The following is a 14,742-nucleotide window of genomic DNA, read 5'->3' as shown; positions in this document are numbered from 1 at the left end:
ACAATCCAGGGCATGCGGATGTCGGCCAAGGCGGAATACGCCGTGCGGGCGATGGTCCAGCTCGCAACGGTTCCCAGCGGCACCTTGGTCAAGACCGACGAGCTGGCCCAGGCTCAGGGCATCCCGCCGCAGTTTCTCGTGGACATCCTGACCAACCTGCGCACCGACCGCCTGGTGCGCAGCCACCGCGGACGCGAGGGCGGCTACGAGCTCGCGCGCCCCGGAACCGAGATCAGCATCGCCGACGTCCTGCGGTGCATCGACGGGCCGCTGGCCAGCGTCCGCGACATCGGACTGGGCGACCTGCCCTATTCGGGGCCGACCGTCGCGCTCACCGACGTGTGGCGGGCGCTGCGCGCCAGTATGCGGTCGGTGCTGGAAGAGACGACCGTGGCCGACGTCGCCAACGGCGCCCTGCCCGAGCATGTCGCGCGAATGGCCGATGACTACCGCGATCAGGAGAGCCAGCGGCACGGAGCCGCGCGCGGTTAGCCCGAGCCGTAGGGCCGGGTCAGGATCTCCATGGCGTGCCCCGACGGATCCCGGAAGTACACGCCGCGCCCGCCGTCACGGGTGTTGATCTCGCCGGGTCGTTGGGCGCGTGGGTCCGCCCAGTGGGCCAGGCCGCGGTCTTTGATCTTGCCGTAGATCGCGTCGAAGTCCTCCTCGGAAACCAGGAACGCGTAGTGCTGCGGCCGGATCTCCTCGCCGTCGGCGACGTCGGCGTAGTCCAGGCTGGCGCCGTGATCCAGGGCGACGACCAGGAACGGGCCGAACGACGTCGGACTGGGCAGGCCGAACAATTCGGCCAGGAACCCGGCGGATTCTCGCTTGTCGCGCGACGCGACGATGGTGTGATTGAAACTGATACTCATGGTTCTCGCCAGTGTCCCCGCTGCGCCGCGAGCGTGCACAGATGCACAGCGACACGCCGCTGGCTCTGGCATTTTGCGCACGCTCGCGCCCCGAGGGATCGACCCGTGACCTACTTCGGCGCCGTCAGCTCCAAAGCGATGTTGTCCGGGTCGCGGAACTCCAGGATGTACGACGGCCCGATGTCCTTGATGGGCTCGTGGGCAATGCCGAGCTCATCGAGATGTTCTGCGGCAGAGTCTAATTCGGCCTTACTGCCGACGCGGAACGCGATATGGTCCAAACCGCACCGGTTCTCGTCGAAGCGGTCATCGGCTACCGGCCGCAGACCCAGCAGGCCGCCTCCCATGTCGTAGATGACGCCGCCGAACAGAAAGCCCAACCGGCGCCGGGTCGCTTCGTCGGCATTGTCGGGAGCCTCGATGAGCACCGGCCAGTCGAACACACTCTCGTAGAACTGCCGCGACCGCTCGATGTCGGTGACGGTGAGCCGGACGTGGGCAATTGACGTGCTCGTTAAGGCCATCCATCCCATGCTGCCAGAATCACTTACGTGCAGATAGGTATGACGATGCCAGTGATGGAGCCGGACCTGGACGCGGCGCTGCTGCGCCAGTGGGCGCAGACGATCGACGAGGGCCCGTTCTCGTCGCTGTGCTGGGGCGAGCGCATCGCCTTCGACAATCCGGACAGCCTGACGCTGCTGGGCGCCATCTCGGCATGGACGCAAAGGGTGCGGCTGGTCACGACGGTGATCGTGCCCCAGTTGCACGACCCGGTGATGCTGGCCAAGGGCCTGGCCACCGGCGACATGCTCAGTGGTGGTCGGCTGACGGTGGGAATCGGCGTGGGCGGCCGGCACGAGGACTACAACGCCGTCGGCGCCGATCCCAAGACGCAGACGATCCGCGGCATGGCCGAACGGGTCGCCGTCATGAAGCGGGTGTGGGCCGGGGAGAAGACCACCGACTCGGTGCGGCCGGTCGGACCCTCGCCGGTGCAGCAAGGTGGGCCGCCGCTGCACGTCGGCACCATCGGACCCAAGACCGTGCGCAGTGCCGCCGCCTGGGCCGAGGGAATGGCCGGCACCACGTTGGACCTCGACGTGGCCAAGCAGAACGAGCTGTTCGACGTGGCCCGTGCGGCCTGGTCCGAGGCCGGCAAACCGGAACCCCACCTGGCGACGTCGTTCTGGTTCGCGTTCGGCCCGGCGGACGAGGCCCGCGGCCAGGTGCATCGGCACCTGCGGCGCTACATGAACTGGATCCCGGCCGAGTACGTCGACGCCATGGCGCCGATGACCGGCTGGGCGGGCAGCGAGGACGAACTGGTCGCGGTGCTCAAGAGGTTTGCCGACATCGGCACGCACGAAGTGCAGCTCATTCCCACCAGCTCGGACATCGAGCAGGTGCGCCGCGCGGCCGACGTGATCGCCGCGTTGTAGTCAGCCCGCGGCCGCTTCGCTAACGGCGGACTGACCTGTCGGCAGTCCCTTGCGCAGGGTGGCCAGCAGTTCGCGGTACGGGCCGACCAGGTAGACCGTGTCGCCGCCTTCCAGGCGCGCGTCGCGGCGCGGATGCAGCTTGACCTGCCCGTCGGGCCCGGTGATCGCGATGACGCGGGTTTGCGTGGAGAGCTCGTGCATGGGTTTGCCGTCGAGTTCGCTGCCGGAGGCGACGCACATCCCGCCCACCATGAACGAGCGTTGCCCGACGGAGAACGTCCCCAGTACCTGCAGCCCCATCGCGGCGCCGATGAACCAGGGCGCCGCCAGATCGACCGTCGAGCGGACGTGGTTGAACCCGAACCGCTGGGCCACCGCGGATCCCAGCGAGCGGTCGTACACCCGCAGCACCAGCGGGACGTGCTTGCGGTGCAGCTTGCGATGCGGACGGGCGTTCAGCATCTCCCGCAGGACGATGCCCACTTCGATGTTGACCATGTCGTCCTGGGTCAGCACGGCGACCGCGCGGGCCTTCTCGATCCCGGCGTATTCGAGTGTCTGGCGCAGCGTCGCATCGCCGAAGATCACCGGGACATCGAGCTCGGCCGCCGAGGCCAGGTACCGGTTGTTCTCGTCGAGTTCGATCACGGCGACGTCGCATCCGGCGGTGACCAGGTCGCTGACCACGCGGCTGCCGAAAGAACCCAGCCCGACGACGATGATGTGGTTGCGCATGTGGCGCACCCGGGAGCGCCCGGCCGAGCGGACGAAACGGCGCGACAACAACAGGTCGGCGACGAAGGCCACCAGCAACGCGGTGGTGGTGACGCCGGCGAACATCAACATGATGCTGAACAGCCGCAACCAGATCGGCTGGTTCGCGAAGCTGAAGTCGCCGTAACCCACCGTCGCGATGGTCTCGGTGGTGAAATACAGGGCGTCGATCCAGTTCATGCCCGGCATCCGGTAGCAGAAGCGCAGCACCACCGTCGACACCACCAGCAGGCCCAGCGCCGCCCCCAGCGCCCGGTAGAACATCGGGTTCACTTCGTCACGCACCGTGCGGACGGCGTCCATGCCCCGGTGCATCCGGGGCCGGCCGGAGCGGGTGGGCACCGGGCGGGGAACCTGAAGGCCGCGGGCCGTGACCTCCTCGGCGGTGCCGATCATCACCGTCCAGTCCTCGGCGTGCACCTGCAGGTCGCGGCCGGGGCACGCCACCACTTCACCGGGTGCGGGGGAGTCCTTGCCGCCGATCACCGCTACCGGCGCCAGGTCGCCGTAGATTTCGCGCAAGGTGGCGTCGCGCGGCGCTTCGGAACCCGAGACGACGAAGTGGATGCCGGCCGCCTCGAACGGGTGCGCGGTATAGGCCAGCACCGATTCGACCACCGAGGGCGCGGCGAGGTCGGCGACGTCCAGGATTGCGCCCGGGCCGTTGTCCGCGGCCATCGCCTCGCGCAAAACATCGTTGGCCAGCCGGGCAACCACCCGCACATGAGGGTTGGCTTTCCTTGCTAGCAAAGCGATTTCGAGGTTCTTGGCGTCGTCGTCACCGACGCACACCACGGCGTCGGCAGTGCTGAGGTCCACGCCGGCCAAGTTTTCGCCGGTCAGCATGGCGACGTTGGCGCCGACCTTGTTGAGTTCCTCGATGATCGTCGCAGCCAACGCGTCGTCACCGCTGACGATGATGTGGCGCACCATGTCCCGCCCGCTCCGCCATGAGTTGTCCCGCATTAACACCCACTCCCGGTGAAATGGGCGTCGGCCGGCTTGAACTGACTATCGATCACCGCGCCGGTTAACGCCAGCACGACGCGCCTGTGCATCGATCGGAACTCATCTTGGACCCGAGCGCCGCCGGCTGCAATCGCAGCCTCTAATCGTAGTCCCGGCCGGCCGCCAGCACGCAGAACTCGTTACCTTCCGGATCGGCGAGCACCATCCAGCTCTGGCTGCCCTGACTGATGTCGACATGGCGTGCACCCAACTCGAGCAGCCGGCTGATTTCCGCGTCCTGGTTGTCGGGACGGAAGTCGAAGTGAATGCGGTTCTTGACGACTCGCTCGTCGGTGACGCGCAGGAACATCCAGCTAGGGCCCTGCCCGTGCGGCGGCGTCAGCCGCACGTCACCCTCCTCGTCGATCTCGTGTGGCCACCCCAGCGCCTGCGCCCACCACTGTCCGAGGGTGGTGGGATCCGCCGCGTCGATACAGATCTCGTCGAAGGTCAACATCGTCAGCTCCTTTCCCTCAGGCGTTACCCGCGGCACGACGAATCGATGCCGCGCCAATACTGTCAAGGTGCCTTTCATCGAAACCGTCGCCTCGCGCGAGGCCTACCGCAACCCGTGGATGGTGCTCCGCGAAGACGACATCCGCCGGCCCGACGGCAGCCCGGGAATCTATGCCGTTGTGGACAAGCCGACCTATGCGCTCGTCATGCCCTACGACGGAACGCGGTTCCGCTTGGTCGAGCAGTTCCGGTATCCCGTCGGCGCGCGCCGCTGGGAGTTTCCGCAGGGCACCGCCCCCGATCTGGCGGACCTGCAACCCGCCGCGCTTGCCGAGCGGGAGTTGCGGGAGGAGACGGGGCTGCGGGCAACGTCGTTCGAGGCACTCGGGCAGCTCGACGTCGCACCTGGAATGAGCAGTCAGCGCGGCTGGGTGTTCCTGGCGACCGGCATCACCGAGGGGCGCGCTGACCGCGAGCACGAGGAACAGGACATGCGCAGCGCCTGGTTCCCGCGCGGAGAGGTCGAGCAGATGATGCGCGACGGTGTCATCGCCGACGCGCAGTCGATCGCCGCCTATGGCCTGTTTCTGTTGCGGGGGCGATGAATGCACGGCGCGACCGGGCTCCAATTGGACCGAGCGGGATCGTATCCGCGCCGATATCGGGTCGCGTCATCGAACCGGCAGCATGGACGCGGTGCGTCTGGGATGGCTGTTCGCAATGCTCGTCGGGTGCGCCGCGGTGGTCGCTGTGCCGGCGGCACACGCGGCGACACCGTCGTGGAACGGCAAATACTCGCTGGTGCGGTACGCGGCTAGCAAGACCGGCACCAGCGTGGCCGCAACCCAGGCCGAAGCCAGCTTCAGCGCAGACTATGTCTTCTCGACGGCGTGTTCGGCCGCCACGTGTGTCGCCACCGCCAACAACGGGCCCAAGCCCAACAACCCGACGATCTCGGTGCCGTCGCACTACACCTGGGACGGCTCCCGGTGGGTCGAGCGCTTCGACTTTCAATGGGATTGCTACATGGGCGAAGGTGTTCCGAAAGTCTGGGCTCCGGCCACATCGTGGGCGTTCTACACCCCGCAGTCCGACGGGTCGCTGCGCGGCACCTGGCACACCGACATCGCCGGCGGTCCGTGCCAGGGCAGCGTCGAGATGCCGGTGGCGGCGTTTCGCGCCTGACCCACGCCGCACAGCGAATCGCCGCCCCACAGGATCTGTGAGGCGGCGATTCGGGTGAGGGGTCAGGTGGTGGTGACGTACTGCGGGCAGTAGGCGCTGGCGGCGTCGACGGCGAAGGTGTGGGCGCCGCTGCTGCTCAGGCCGGTCCGCTGGGCCACTCCGCTGATGACCTGCTTGCTGGACTGCCCGGCGTCGAGGGCGCTGCAGACGGCGTGCGCCTCACTGATCGCTCGCGAGCTGCTGGGCGGGGTGATCCCGTCAGCCTTGATCTGCGCGATGAAGGCGTCGTCGACCGTGCTTGCGCCAGCGGTGCCGGCCAGGCCGAGGGCGGCCAGTCCGAGCGTGGCGGCGGTCAGAGCGGTGCCGGCCAGGGAAGCGGTGAAACGACGAGTGAACATTGCTATCTCCGTGCTACTGAGGGTGGTGGTGGACGCTGGTTTGCGTTGAACCAAGCTTCTTGCGCACGGCTTGTGAAGTTCTCAATAGATTCTTGATGCTGACCTAGAGGGCGTGCGCCGTGAGCCAGCGCCGCATTCTCTCGGCCACCCCCCGCCACCCGGGCTCCAGCATCACGTCATGGGCCAGGTCCGGAAATATTTCCGCCTCGGTTCCGTACGTTGTTGCAATAGAACGGGTTTCGCGTGTTGTGACAATGGCGTCATGCTCGGCGCCGAGCACCAGCAACGGCACCCGCTTCACCCGTTCGGTGTCGACCAGGTCGAGGGCGAGCATGTCGAGGAAAGCCCGGTAGGACTCGTCCTGGAGTCGCCGCTGATAGGCGACGACGTCCGCCTCGGGCATCCCGGGGGAAAAGAACAGCTCTCTGGCCAGGTCGGGTGTGCTCACCAATGGTCCCAGCCGCCTCTGGGCGTTGACCTTGGCGAACGTGACGGGGTGGCGGCGGGCGATGTGCCCGGTCACCCGCAGCACGCCTGTGGGCCGGATCGAGGCCAGCAGGATGGCCCCGGCGGCGGCGTGCCGGGTCAGGTAGTGCTGCACCACGAAGCCGCCCATCGAATGCCCGATCAGCACCGGGGCCCTCGGCAGAGACTCCGCTGCCGAGGCGACGTCTGTGACGTAGTCCCGGATCCGGGCCCCCCGCAGGGGGCCGGAACTTCCGCCATGGCCGCGCAGATTCGGGGCCACCACGCGGTATCCCTGGCCGGCGAAGTAGTCGAGGAAGTGTTCGTCCCAACACCACGCCGCATGCCAGGCGCCGTGAACGAACAGCAGCGGCACGGGATGCTCGTCGGTGGGATCACCCTTGTCGATGACGTCGAGCATGCGGTTGTCAGCCCGCTGCGTTGGGCCGCAATGGCGGGCAGGTACCGCCGTAGTCGGAGGCCAACTCGAAATGCCAGATCTCGTTGGCGTAGATCTGGCACAGCCCGTATTCCGAGCCGTTGCGGATGAGCCAGGTGTCGGCGACGGTGGGCCCGACGTCCACGGCGTGGCCGATGACGTGTTTGGAGGTCTCGGGGGAGGCGACGTATTCGCTGGCGATGGCCGCGCTGCCGTAGCGGGCGACGGCGTCATTGAACAACTGCTGCTGGAACTCCGGCGAGCGCCAACCCGACGTGAGGCCCAGCGTGATGCCGTCGGCCTTGGCGCCGCGCGCGGCCTGCTGGATCGCTTGCAACAGCGCCGGGGTGAGCCGGTTGACCGCCGGGTCGGCCATGTCGAAGGTGCTGAGTTCCTGACCGTCGGGCACCCATCCGCCAGCGGTGTCGTCGCCGCCGGGCGCGGCCGTGGCCGGCGCCGACGGGGCGACGGCGGCGAGCATCACACCCGCAGCCGCCGACAGAAGCCATTTCCGCATCATCGCCTTGTACCTTGGCGATTCCCGCTACACGCGTCAAGCTGGGCCGCTCTCTCACGCGGCCAGCACCGTCGAGACCAGCGGCTTCAGCGTCTCGAACAACGGCTGGCGGTCGCGCAGGTAGAAGTGGCCGCCACGCAGGATCTGCACCGAGAAGTCCGCGGTGGTGCGCGAGCGCCACTCGCGCAGGTCCGATTCGCTGACCAGTGGGTCTTCGCTGCCGCCGAACACGTGAATCGGGCAGGGCAGCCCGGCGGTGTCCTCCTCCCGGTCGGTCGCGCACAGCTTCAGGTCGTGGCGGGTGGTGCTGACGGCCCGCTCGTGCAGCGTGGGCCAGCGGGTCAACCCGGTGGGCCAGCCGCCCAGGTCGGAGAACAACGTCACCAGTTGCTCGTCGTCGAGTCCGTCCACCAGATGCAGCGGCGGCGGGAGGTGGGGAGGGGCGTAGGCGGACAGAAACACGGCGCGGGGCAGCGTGAGGCCCGCCGCCGCCCGCACCGACGCCAGCCGGTAGGCGAGCAGCGCGCCGAAGCTGTGGCCGAAGAACATGTGCGGCTCGTCGAGGTAGGGGCGCAGCTGCTCGTTGACCTCGTCGACCAGATCGCGCATCGTGGCGAACCGCTCGCGATTGGCGATCTCGACGGGAATCACCTCGACGGCCGGCGCGAGGGCCTTCTGCCAGGCTTTGAATGTCAGGCTGCCGCCGCCGGCGTGGTGGAAACAGAACATCCTCATGGTCGTCGCCTTCTTCTCGTGGCTGGTGAAGCTCACGATCGGGGACGGACCTCAACGGATCCTTGGCGGATTCTTGCGGGAATCTTGCGCGTTACCGGATGACTCGATAGCGGAGCCGGGCGACGCTGGTGGCCTCGAGCACGCGCACGAGTTCGAGGCTGGGGACGCCCGCCGGCAGGCCGCTTTCGATCGGCTTACCCCCAAGCAGACCCGCTCCGCGGGTGAAACTTACCGGGACAGTGGGCTGTAGAAGACCAGACCGTTGCCCTTGTTGTCGTACACCACCGCGCGGCGCTCGTGCGCGTCGTCATAGGGCGCCCGCAAGATTCCGCCGCCGCTGGCCTCGATGGCCCTGGCCGCCGCGTCAACGTCCGAGGTCTTGATGCCGACGACGACCTGCCCGGGGATGGGGTGGTCCACCGCCGTGGCGAGTGCCAGCGTGATCGATCCGCCGTCGAGGGCCGCGAAATGGTCTCCGTCGCGGAACTTGACCGCCATTCCCAGGTTTTCGGAGTAGAAGCGGATCGATTCGTCCAGATCGTCCGTCGACAACACGATCATCCGTACTTCCTGTGTGCTCATCGCCACCTCCGGGAATCGTCGTGCCGCTAACGGTAAACCGCACCGCCGGGGGCGTGGGACAAGATGGCAGGGTGCAGAAATCGCGTGAGGTACTCGGGATCGGCCCGTTCGAGCCGACATTCAGCAGCGAACTGTCCAAACGCTACGAATTCGCCACGCTCCCAGCCGGTCCGGAGAGGGCCGCGTTCCTCGCCGAGCACGCCGCCGAGATCCGGGTGCTGGTGACCTCGGGTGGCCCCGGCGCGGACGCCGAGACCATCGCGGCCCTGCCCAATCTGGAAGCGATCGTCAACAACGGGGCCGGGGTGGACGCGATCGACCTGCAGGCGGCCGAGCGTCGCGGCATCGGCGTCAGCAACACCCCCGACGTGCTCTCCGACACCGTCGCCGACACCGCGCTGGGGCTGGTCCTCATGACGCTGCGCCGTTTCGGCGCCGCGGACCGCTATGTGCGGGCGGGGCGGTGGGCGAGCGACGGGCCGTTCGGCTACGCGCGCGACGTGAGCGGCCTTCAGGTCGGGATCCTGGGCCTGGGGCGCATCGGGTCGGCGATCGCGACCCGGTTGCGCGGATTCGACTGTGCCATCGCCTATCACAACCGCCACCGCATCGACGGCTCGTCATACCGGTATGCGGAATCGGCTGTGGAGTTGGCCGAGTCGGTCGACGTGTTGGTCGTCGCCACCACCGGTGGCGGTGGGAATTTTCACCTGGTTGACCGGGCCGTCCTACAGGCGTTGGGTCCGGACGGCTATCTGATCAACATCGCCCGGGGCAGCGTCGTGGACCAGGACGTGCTGGTGGAGTTGCTGCGCAGCGGCGGTCTCGCCGGGGCAGGCCTGGACGTCTTCGCCGACGAGCCGCACGTGCCCGCCGCATTGCGCAGCCTGGACAACGTGGTGCTGTTTCCGCACATCGGCAGTGCGACGGCCCGCACCCGCCGGGCGATGGCGCTGCTGGCGATCCGCAACCTGGACAGCTACCTGAGCACCGGTGAGCTGGTGACACCCGTGCTGCGCCCGGTCAGGCGGTGAGCCTGCGCTGCACCTCTCGGGTGACGTCGAGATGCTGCTGGACGGTGGCGAGGTCGGCTTCCAGGGTGCCGGCGTCGGGCATGGTTGCGGCGGTGGCGTAGCGCGCCACCGCGGCCTCGATCGACTCCACCGTCGCGGTGATGGTCGCGAGTAATTCGTCGCGGTGGCTGGGTGCGAGCTGGGCGACGGCGACCAGGTGGTCGTCGAGGTCCAGTGCGGTCTGTTCCAGGTCGGCGCGCAACACGATCGTCGTCCCGGTGTCGATGGCGTTGACGGCGTACAGGGCGGTCATGGCGTCGCGCAGTCTGCGGTGCAGCCGCGCTTCGGGGTCGTGCGAGACCGCCCACGATCGGGGAGCGCGGGTGGGCCGGCCCGGGATCAGCTGGTTGGCGTCGGTGATCGCCCGCTGCTGGCGGTGATGGACCACCGCGACAGCCGCCGCCGCAACCCCTGCGAGGAGGAACAGGATCAGGATCACCGCTACGACGATTTCCATCGATTACCTCCGGTGGACGCGGCTGGGCGTTCGGCTCGAATGATGGCCGTGCGAATGGAAGTACGCCCAGATCGCGATCACCAGGATCACGACCAGGACCGCACAGGTGATGGCAATCGCCAGCTTGACCTTGCTCCACGGCCGATCGCCTGCCACCTCCCCGGTCAGGCCGTTGATGGCGACCTGGAACGGGCGGTTGCTGTACATGACCGTCAGCAGCCAGATGGGCAGCAGAATGTGCTTGAAGCCCAGGTAGTTCCAGTTGGTGCGGAGCTGGTGGATCCGCTGATGGTCACCCCCGATGTCGGATCGCACCGTCCGCTCGACGGCCTGCTCCATCTCCTGTTGCGCCTCGGGCAGCGCCTGTTCGGCATCCTTGTCGTAGGTGCGGCACAGGTGGCCGGCGACGAACTCGGGGGAGTAGGACCGTGCCTGCTCCACCGGCCACGGTTCGAGCTGCTTGATTCGTTTGCGGTTGAGGTTCTCGCTGTCGTTGGCCAGCACCGGCAGGTCGGCGAACACGTTATTCACTTGTCCGGCAACGCGATACCACGACGTGCGGGTCTCGTAGATCGGGTCGCCGTCGCTGTCGGTGCCCACCCGCACCTGATAGTCCTCGCCGCGCTCTCCCTCGTACCAGGTGTCGGTGTTGGCGTCATAAGTGAAGTAGGCGGTGTACAAGCTGGAGAAGGTGCCGATCTCGCGGTATTTCTTGAAGTCGGTGGGCGCGAACCAGCGCTTGGTAACCCACTTTTCGATGAGCTGGCGGGCCTGTTTCTCGTCGATGCGGAACGGCACCACCCCGTCCACCGGCAACCGCGCCGGAGCGTTGTGCACATCGTCGCGCTGGATCGGTGTCGCGCAGTAGGGACATTTGGTAGAGGTCAGGCTCCCGGCGAATTCTGTTGTGCCACCGCAGTTCTGGCACTTGACTTCGCGCATGCCGGAGACGCTCGGGCCCTCCTGGCCGCGCTGCGACTCGCGCAGCTGGTGCATCGCGCCACGCAATTCCCGCGATCTGACCGGGGTATTCGGCGCGGTGATGTCGGAGTAGTTCCCGCAGCTGGGGCAGCGCATCTTCTGGCTGGCGATGTCGAAATTGAGCTGGCCGCCGCAGGACGCGCACGGGTACGTGAGGGTGCGTTCGGTCTGGTGGAAAATCGCCGGGCCGGCCGGGGGACCGGCGAAGGGGCGCACGGGCGGCGGGGCCGGGGCGGGCGCCGGAGCCTGGCGTGGCGGCAGTGGCGGCGGACTGGCCTGCGGCCGCGGCAACGGCGGGGGACCGGCCGGACGTGGCGGCAACGGCGGCGGAGCTGCGGGCCGTGGCGGCAGCGGCGGTGGTCCCGCGTTCCGGGGCGGCAGCGGGGGCGGACCGCTCGGGGGGCGAGGCAACGGTGGCGGCTGCGGATGGGGAGGGCGCGGGTCGCCCGGGTCGTAACTCATTGCTGCGGAAGCGGAGGCGGCGTGCCGGGCAGCGGGGGCGGGGTGCTGAACAACGACTGCAGGGCCGGCACGCTGGACGCCGGCGCCCAGTTCGCCATGCCCTCGGTCCACACCACGGTGTCGCGGGTCAGCTGACCGCTGGCGACGAACGGCCGCAGCGCGCTGACGGGGTAGGGGCCAGCGGGTTGACCACCCTGATCGAAGTGGAAGAGCTGCTGGGTGGGCAGCGGCGGGGGTGCCCCTTGCATCGGCTGCTGGGTGGCCGCGAATTGCTGTGGTTGGGCCTGCGGCTGAGCGGCATTGGCCATCTGCGCGCCCAGCGCGACACCGAGCCCGGCCTGGATGGCCGAGCCGGCTGCGCCGCCACCTTCGTTCTGGGCCGCGGCCAGCATCGCGTCCGCCCGGCGGGCCTGCTCGTAACGGTTGAGGTCGCCGACGTTGTTCAGGAAGCTGCTCTCTTCCAGGCCGCGTGCGACGCCGCGGGTCATCGCCTGCTGGATCTCTTCCGGCAGCGAGATCGTCATGGTGACGGCGTCGATCCCGAGTCCGAAGGCCTGCACCCGCTGCGCCACGAACTCGCGCAGCTTGTCCGACAACTCCACCTGGCGGCCCTGCAGGTCGATCGCGCCCAGGCCGCTGCCCATGACCATGTCGTTGAACGCCAGGGCGATGTTGCGGCGGATCAGCTCGGTGATCTGATCCATGTCCACCACGCTCTGGGTGCCCAGCACCTGGCGCAGGAAGACGGTGGGGTCGGTCACCCGCACCACCGTGGTGCCGTTGGCCCGCACCTGCACCATCTTGAAGTCCGGGTCCCGCACGGTCACGGGTTGCGGTGTGCCCCAACGCAAGTCGGGATACGGGCGGGTGTTGACGTAATAGACCTCGGAGCGGAACGGGCTGTTGAACCCGTACTTCCATCCCTGCAGCGTGCCCAGAATCGGCATGTTCTCACTGGTGAGGGTGTAGTGGCCGGGTGTGAACTGGTCGGCCAGCTGCCCGCGGTAGACGAACATCGCCCGCTGGCCTTCCCGGACGATCAGCTGGGCACCGTTCTTGATCTCGTTCTCATACCGTGGAAACCGCCATGCCAGGGTGGTGTTCGTGTCGTCGAGCCATTCGATGATGTCGACGAACTCGCCCCGGATCATGTCGCGCATGCCCATGGTGTCGGTCCCCTCCTCGGCCTTCGATATTTCGGCGAATCTTACGCGGCGACGCGGTTGTTCAGCTGGCGGTTACGGCAAAGCCCTGCTCCGCCGCAGCGGGTGGCCGACGACAACATTCCAGGAGAGTTCTTGGAAAATTCTTGGAGCCCGGCTAGGTGCCGCGCGCGAGGGTCCGGATGAGGCCGGCGACGCGATGCGGCCGTTCGATCATCACCAGGTGCCCGGCCGGGGCGACGGTGACGTGGTCTGCTCCGAGATCTGCGGCCAGCTCGAGCTGCTGGGCGCGCCAGCGCCGGGTGCGCCAACCGGTGTGCGCGGTCGCCACCATGCGTGGCACCGGTGGCAGCGGATGACGGATCCGCAGGTGGTACAGCTCGGCCGCAAGCTCGTGGTATCCGACATATTCGGTGAACAGCGCGGGCAGAAATTCGGGATCACTTGCTGCACTGCATATTTGGGCACGCATGGGCGCGTCGAGCCCGCCCGGCCGTCGCCGCTGCGCGAGCGCGAGGCCGACGCCGGCCACCGGTTCGTCGAGGTGCAGCGTGCGCAGGAGCGCCGCACCGGCGTGGGCGGCGGTGAGTTTGGCCGGTAACGGCAGCGCGGGCCGGCGGCGCTCGGTGGCGATGCTGGAATCGAGCAACAGCACGGCGCGGGTGCGGTGCGGGTACAGACGCGCGAATGCTTCGGCGTAGAAGCCGCCGACCGAGTGTCCCGCCACGACGGCGCGTTCGGCGCCCGGTACGGCGTCCAGGACGGCCGCGATCCTGTCCGCCTCAGCCTGCACCGTCGGCCACGGAGGTGGGGTCACCGGTGTGCCGGGCCGGTCGAAGCGCAGCACGGTGTGGTCGCCGGCCAGGTCCGCCGCCGTGTCGCTCCAGTGCAGCGCGCGCCCGCCCAGGCCGCTGCACAACACCACCACCGGACCGCTGTCGCCGTCGACGAGGATGCGTACCCGGTAGCCGCTGACCTCGACATCGGCGCCGTGGCTCACGGGCCGGTTGCGCTGGGTACCCGGGCGGTGCGCAGGGCGGCGTAGATCAGCCAGGAGGCGAACGCCACCAGCTCGGCCCGCTGCGCGACGCCCACCATGCCCACGACGTCCGTGTGGTCGATGAGGATCGCCACGCCGGTCCAGATCGCGGTGCCGACCAACGCCGTCAGGGTGAGCAGTCCGGTGCGGCAGATCGGGGCTGAGGCGCCTTCCCGGTAGTCGGCGATCGCAAATGCCAACAGCGACGCGATCGCGGCGGCCAGCGCCATCCCGCTGCTAAGCCAGTGCAGCTGGTGGCTCAGCGGCACGGTCCCCGCGGCCTCGCGGGCCGCGCACGCGGCATCCGAACTCGGCGCGCACACCAGCGTCCACACCGTGCTGTCCAGGCCCGTCGCCACAGCGAAGACCCCGAGTGCGCCCCAGCCTGCCTTGCTCCACCGGCTGCCCCGGACGCCGATCAGCGCAGCGACGGTCGCCACGACCAGGACGACGGCACAGGCCCGGTCGCAGACGCGAAACCACTCGCCATACGGTTGGTCGGCCGCGGAGAGTTCGCTGATGTACATGTCCGGATCCGGCAGCAGACTCCGGGTGAGGTAGTTCTCGAGGATCCAGTTCGAATACAGCACGGCGCCGGCCACCGAACCGGCTGAGGCGATCCATCGCAGCGCGGACAACGACTCGTGACTGATCTCCGCCACGAGGGCGGAGCGTGGCCGCACTGCCATAC

Annotated in this window: 20 protein-coding genes; 6 read left to right on the top strand and 14 right to left on the bottom strand. The window is 68.3% G+C overall.

The window, feature by feature from the left end; genetic code table 11:
• Positions 1–12: 12 nt before the first annotated feature.
• Positions 13–492 carry an RrF2 family transcriptional regulator gene (locus tag QXH22_RS21500; protein WP_306245272.1) on the top strand — a complete coding sequence of 160 codons (480 nt, stop codon included), beginning with the start codon at positions 13–15 and terminating at the stop codon, positions 490–492.
• On the opposite strand, the gene QXH22_RS21495 is transcribed toward QXH22_RS21500, so the two are convergent.
• A complete protein-coding gene (locus QXH22_RS21495) occupies positions 489–875 on the bottom strand; it encodes a VOC family protein (RefSeq protein WP_306245270.1) in 387 nt (128 codons plus the stop codon). The two genes, QXH22_RS21500 and QXH22_RS21495, sit on opposite strands and share 4 nt — an antisense overlap.
• Before the next feature lie 110 nt (positions 876–985).
• The gene (locus QXH22_RS21490) at positions 986–1,399 is read right to left on the bottom strand and encodes a VOC family protein (RefSeq protein ID WP_306245268.1); all 414 of its coding nucleotides are present in this window, start codon (positions 1,397–1,399) and stop codon (positions 986–988) included.
• 39 nt (positions 1,400–1,438) lie between these two features.
• On the opposite strand from QXH22_RS21490, the gene QXH22_RS21485 reads away from it, so the two are divergent.
• Positions 1,439–2,317 carry an LLM class flavin-dependent oxidoreductase gene (locus QXH22_RS21485; RefSeq protein WP_306245266.1) on the top strand — a complete coding sequence of 293 codons (879 nt, stop codon included), beginning with the start codon at positions 1,439–1,441 and terminating at the stop codon, positions 2,315–2,317.
• On the opposite strand, the gene QXH22_RS21480 is transcribed toward QXH22_RS21485, so the two are convergent.
• Both QXH22_RS21480 and QXH22_RS21475 read right to left on the bottom strand, forming a co-directional pair.
• Positions 2,318–4,057 carry an NAD-binding protein gene (locus QXH22_RS21480; RefSeq protein ID WP_306276962.1) on the bottom strand — a complete coding sequence of 580 codons (1,740 nt, stop codon included), beginning with the start codon at positions 4,055–4,057 and terminating at the stop codon, positions 2,318–2,320.
• 142 nt (positions 4,058–4,199) lie between these two features.
• The gene (locus QXH22_RS21475) at positions 4,200–4,556 is read right to left on the bottom strand and encodes a VOC family protein (RefSeq protein WP_306276961.1); all 357 of its coding nucleotides are present in this window, start codon (positions 4,554–4,556) and stop codon (positions 4,200–4,202) included.
• Between the two features lie 118 nt (positions 4,557–4,674).
• On the opposite strand from QXH22_RS21475, the gene QXH22_RS21470 reads away from it, so the two are divergent.
• Entirely contained in the window at positions 4,675–5,160 is a 486-nt protein-coding gene (locus tag QXH22_RS21470; RefSeq protein WP_306277348.1) for an NUDIX hydrolase, read from the top strand.
• A 115-nt stretch (positions 5,161–5,275) separates the two neighbouring features.
• A complete protein-coding gene (locus QXH22_RS21465) occupies positions 5,276–5,740 on the top strand; it encodes a hypothetical protein (RefSeq protein WP_306246401.1) in 465 nt (154 codons plus the stop codon).
• Positions 5,741–5,802: 62 nt separating this feature from the next.
• Here the strand turns inward: QXH22_RS21465 and QXH22_RS21460 are convergent, their stop codons facing one another.
• The 5 genes from QXH22_RS21460 to QXH22_RS21440 form a co-directional block, all read right to left on the bottom strand.
• Positions 5,803–6,138 carry a DUF732 domain-containing protein gene (locus QXH22_RS21460; protein WP_306245261.1) on the bottom strand — a complete coding sequence of 112 codons (336 nt, stop codon included), beginning with the start codon at positions 6,136–6,138 and terminating at the stop codon, positions 5,803–5,805.
• A gap of 103 nt (positions 6,139–6,241) precedes the next feature.
• Positions 6,242–7,024 (bottom strand): alpha/beta hydrolase, encoded by a 783-nt coding sequence (locus QXH22_RS21455; RefSeq protein WP_306276960.1) that lies wholly within the window; start codon positions 7,022–7,024, stop codon positions 6,242–6,244.
• 7 nt (positions 7,025–7,031) lie between these two features.
• Positions 7,032–7,559: a M15 family metallopeptidase gene (locus tag QXH22_RS21450; protein ID WP_306276959.1), complete on the bottom strand. Its 528-nt coding sequence runs from the start codon at positions 7,557–7,559 to the stop codon at positions 7,032–7,034.
• A 54-nt stretch (positions 7,560–7,613) separates the two neighbouring features.
• Positions 7,614–8,330 (bottom strand): thioesterase II family protein, encoded by a 717-nt coding sequence (locus QXH22_RS21445; protein WP_306276958.1) that lies wholly within the window; start codon positions 8,328–8,330, stop codon positions 7,614–7,616.
• 192 nt (positions 8,331–8,522) lie between these two features.
• Positions 8,523–8,876: a VOC family protein gene (locus tag QXH22_RS21440; protein WP_306276957.1), complete on the bottom strand. Its 354-nt coding sequence runs from the start codon at positions 8,874–8,876 to the stop codon at positions 8,523–8,525.
• A gap of 71 nt (positions 8,877–8,947) precedes the next feature.
• On the opposite strand from QXH22_RS21440, the gene QXH22_RS21435 reads away from it, so the two are divergent.
• On the top strand, positions 8,948–9,910 hold the full coding sequence (locus tag QXH22_RS21435) for a 2-hydroxyacid dehydrogenase (protein WP_306276956.1): 963 nt from the start codon (positions 8,948–8,950) through the stop codon (positions 9,908–9,910).
• On the opposite strand, the gene QXH22_RS21430 is transcribed toward QXH22_RS21435, so the two are convergent.
• Positions 9,900–10,406 carry a hypothetical protein gene (locus QXH22_RS21430; RefSeq protein ID WP_306245249.1) on the bottom strand — a complete coding sequence of 169 codons (507 nt, stop codon included), beginning with the start codon at positions 10,404–10,406 and terminating at the stop codon, positions 9,900–9,902. The two genes, QXH22_RS21435 and QXH22_RS21430, sit on opposite strands and share 11 nt — an antisense overlap.
• Before the next feature lie 3 nt (positions 10,407–10,409).
• Positions 10,410–11,402 (bottom strand): hypothetical protein, encoded by a 993-nt coding sequence (locus tag QXH22_RS21425; protein ID WP_306276955.1) that lies wholly within the window; start codon positions 11,400–11,402, stop codon positions 10,410–10,412.
• A 94-nt stretch (positions 11,403–11,496) separates the two neighbouring features.
• Between QXH22_RS21425 and QXH22_RS21420 the strand changes: the two genes are divergently transcribed.
• Positions 11,497–11,844 carry a hypothetical protein gene (locus QXH22_RS21420; protein ID WP_306276954.1) on the top strand — a complete coding sequence of 116 codons (348 nt, stop codon included), beginning with the start codon at positions 11,497–11,499 and terminating at the stop codon, positions 11,842–11,844.
• A 1-nt stretch (position 11,845) separates the two neighbouring features.
• Here the strand turns inward: QXH22_RS21420 and QXH22_RS21415 are convergent, their stop codons facing one another.
• The 3 genes from QXH22_RS21415 to QXH22_RS21405 form a co-directional block, all read right to left on the bottom strand.
• Positions 11,846–13,015, bottom strand: a complete 1,170-nt coding sequence (locus QXH22_RS21415; protein WP_306276953.1) for an SPFH domain-containing protein — start codon at positions 13,013–13,015, stop codon at positions 11,846–11,848.
• A gap of 154 nt (positions 13,016–13,169) precedes the next feature.
• Complete coding sequence (locus QXH22_RS21410; protein WP_306276952.1) at positions 13,170–14,012, bottom strand: alpha/beta fold hydrolase; 843 nt, start codon at positions 14,010–14,012, stop codon at positions 13,170–13,172.
• Positions 14,009–14,740, bottom strand: coding sequence for a DUF998 domain-containing protein (locus QXH22_RS21405; RefSeq protein WP_306276951.1), 732 nt, complete (start codon positions 14,738–14,740; stop codon positions 14,009–14,011). Before QXH22_RS21405 ends, QXH22_RS21410 begins: the two co-directional genes overlap by 4 nt.
• Positions 14,741–14,742: the final 2 nt, after the last annotated feature.

Source organism: Mycobacterium sp. TY814 (assembly GCF_030755175.1).
Lineage (GTDB): Bacteria > Actinomycetota > Actinomycetes > Mycobacteriales > Mycobacteriaceae > Mycobacterium.
This window is presented reverse-complemented; position numbering and strand designations above follow the sequence as displayed.

Coding starts and splice junctions, on each gene's coding strand:
- QXH22_RS21500 (WP_306245272.1), top strand. CDS start 13: ATGCGGATGTCGGCCAAGGCGGAATACGCCGTGCGGGCGATGGTCCAG.
- QXH22_RS21495 (WP_306245270.1), bottom strand. CDS start 875: ATGAGTATCAGTTTCAATCACACCATCGTCGCGTCGCGCGACAAGCGA.
- QXH22_RS21490 (WP_306245268.1), bottom strand. CDS start 1,399: ATGGCCTTAACGAGCACGTCAATTGCCCACGTCCGGCTCACCGTCACC.
- QXH22_RS21485 (WP_306245266.1), top strand. CDS start 1,439: ATGACGATGCCAGTGATGGAGCCGGACCTGGACGCGGCGCTGCTGCGC.
- QXH22_RS21480 (WP_306276962.1), bottom strand. CDS start 4,057: ATGCGGGACAACTCATGGCGGAGCGGGCGGGACATGGTGCGCCACATC.
- QXH22_RS21475 (WP_306276961.1), bottom strand. CDS start 4,556: ATGTTGACCTTCGACGAGATCTGTATCGACGCGGCGGATCCCACCACC.
- QXH22_RS21470 (WP_306277348.1), top strand. CDS start 4,675: ATGGTGCTCCGCGAAGACGACATCCGCCGGCCCGACGGCAGCCCGGGA.
- QXH22_RS21465 (WP_306246401.1), top strand. CDS start 5,276: ATGCTCGTCGGGTGCGCCGCGGTGGTCGCTGTGCCGGCGGCACACGCG.
- QXH22_RS21460 (WP_306245261.1), bottom strand. CDS start 6,138: ATGTTCACTCGTCGTTTCACCGCTTCCCTGGCCGGCACCGCTCTGACC.
- QXH22_RS21455 (WP_306276960.1), bottom strand. CDS start 7,024: ATGCTCGACGTCATCGACAAGGGTGATCCCACCGACGAGCATCCCGTG.
- QXH22_RS21450 (WP_306276959.1), bottom strand. CDS start 7,559: ATGCGGAAATGGCTTCTGTCGGCGGCTGCGGGTGTGATGCTCGCCGCC.
- QXH22_RS21440 (WP_306276957.1), bottom strand. CDS start 8,876: ATGAGCACACAGGAAGTACGGATGATCGTGTTGTCGACGGACGATCTG.
- QXH22_RS21430 (WP_306245249.1), bottom strand. CDS start 10,406: ATGGAAATCGTCGTAGCGGTGATCCTGATCCTGTTCCTCCTCGCAGGG.
- QXH22_RS21425 (WP_306276955.1), bottom strand. CDS start 11,402: ATGCACCAGCTGCGCGAGTCGCAGCGCGGCCAGGAGGGCCCGAGCGTC.
- QXH22_RS21420 (WP_306276954.1), top strand. CDS start 11,497: ATGTCGAAATTGAGCTGGCCGCCGCAGGACGCGCACGGGTACGTGAGG.
- QXH22_RS21415 (WP_306276953.1), bottom strand. CDS start 13,015: ATGGGCATGCGCGACATGATCCGGGGCGAGTTCGTCGACATCATCGAA.
- QXH22_RS21405 (WP_306276951.1), bottom strand. CDS start 14,740: ATGGCAGTGCGGCCACGCTCCGCCCTCGTGGCGGAGATCAGTCACGAG.